Origin of the sequence: Pseudundibacterium arcticum (assembly GCF_042646465.1) — a bacterium.
Classification (GTDB): Bacteria; Pseudomonadota; Gammaproteobacteria; order Burkholderiales; family Burkholderiaceae_D; genus Undibacterium_A; species Undibacterium_A arcticum.
In genome coordinates, this window is the sequence record NZ_JBHRTP010000107.1 from 1 (window position 1) to 1,349 (window position 1,349).

Below are 1,349 nucleotides of genomic sequence, written 5' to 3' on the forward strand. Positions count from 1 at the left end.
ATCGTCTTGAATGGTGCCGATTGCGTACCCGTGTTGGAATCGGAACCGGTGGTTGACACATACAGGTTGTACGTCGTCGGTGCTGGTGTTGGTGTTGGTGTCGGTGTCGGTGCTGGTGCTGGTGCTGGTGCTGGTGCTGGTGCTGGTGCAGGGGTTGGCGTAGCAGTAGCCTGTGTTGATCCGATCAGAGCAACTGCTTGGGTAGTGTTGGTGTTATCAGCTATGGTCAGGGTCCCGTTCCTGATCCCCGTAGCAGTTGGCTTGAATTTCATGCTGGCTGTGCAGCTGCTACCTGGCGAATAGGAAGTCCCGATTGAACAGGTGCCAGTGCCACCAAATATGAAGTCGCCACTCAACTTGAAGGCAGCCGGGAAAGAGAGTGGCGCAGTACCTGTGTTCGTGATTGTTACGAGCTGTACCGGGCTCACTGAGCCGACAGAAGTTACCGGGAAGTTGACTGTCTTTGACGAAAGAGTTGCCACAGCAAACCCTGCCGCTTGTGACTGTCCGCTTGCGGCCAAAAGAACGGTAAAACTTGTGCACAGCAAAGCGCGCGGCGAGAGTTCGAATGATGACATCTTAAGCATGAAAGTTTCCCCAAGTCATTGATTTAAGCGAACCTTTTTGAGAGGCAACAAGTTTCTTAGTTCCACTATTTCCCAAAAATAATTTCATGTTGGAAAATAATCAATTGCAAGGATGTATTTTTAAAAGGGCATTATTTTTTTGAAAACAGCGTGATGCTGCTTAGCAAATCGGGCGATTGCGCCTGTCAAGGCGCCGCCTTTCTTGACCGAAACTGGTAGCTCCTTTTCAACAAAGAAATTTAATTCAGGCAAAAAAAAACCGCGATTGAACGCGGTTTTTTGACTGAACCATGCCTATTTTTCAATTGACAGGGAGAAAGAATTGCCGAATTTTTTGCCTATATGGAAACGTTGACGCATCGCATCTGAACCAGTGGGTAATTCCATTGGGCGCACTATTTTTCTTTTTCATCCGTTATGCCGAGCCACTATCGCCCGGATATTGGCTGATACGCATTGCACTCGATCTGTCCGGCCATGACCAGCTCTACAGCTGGACCACGTGGGAATCGGACAAGCATGTGGATACGCATTTCGGCAATCACTTCTGGTAAATTGCCAAGCCCTGGACGCGTCCTGCAAAAAAAACAGGGAAGTCGGTTGTCGTCGACTTCCCTGCGATCATGCGTGACCGGATCATCTGATTGGTGCGACGGATCTCATTGGCGCTGTCGACCAGGCAACGCGATTTATCCGACCCGATTCGACCCGCAGCTCCAGGTTCAGCGCCCCCAAACCCTTGCGCTTAGTACTTATACGCTC

Annotated in this window: 1 protein-coding gene and 1 pseudogene; one reads left to right on the forward strand and one right to left on the reverse strand. The window is 50.0% G+C overall.

What is annotated here, in order from left to right; all coding sequences use genetic code 11:
* Positions 1–215 precede the first annotated feature (215 nt).
* Positions 216–587 (reverse strand): annotated as a pseudogene (locus ACFOFO_RS25525) (choice-of-anchor D domain-containing protein); the annotation flags it as partial.
* A gap of 386 nt (positions 588–973) precedes the next feature.
* Between ACFOFO_RS25525 and ACFOFO_RS25530 the strand changes: the two are divergent.
* On the forward strand, positions 974–1,141 hold the full coding sequence (locus ACFOFO_RS25530; RefSeq protein ID WP_390321882.1) for a hypothetical protein: 168 nt from the start codon (positions 974–976) through the stop codon (positions 1,139–1,141).
* Positions 1,142–1,349 lie beyond the last annotated feature (208 nt).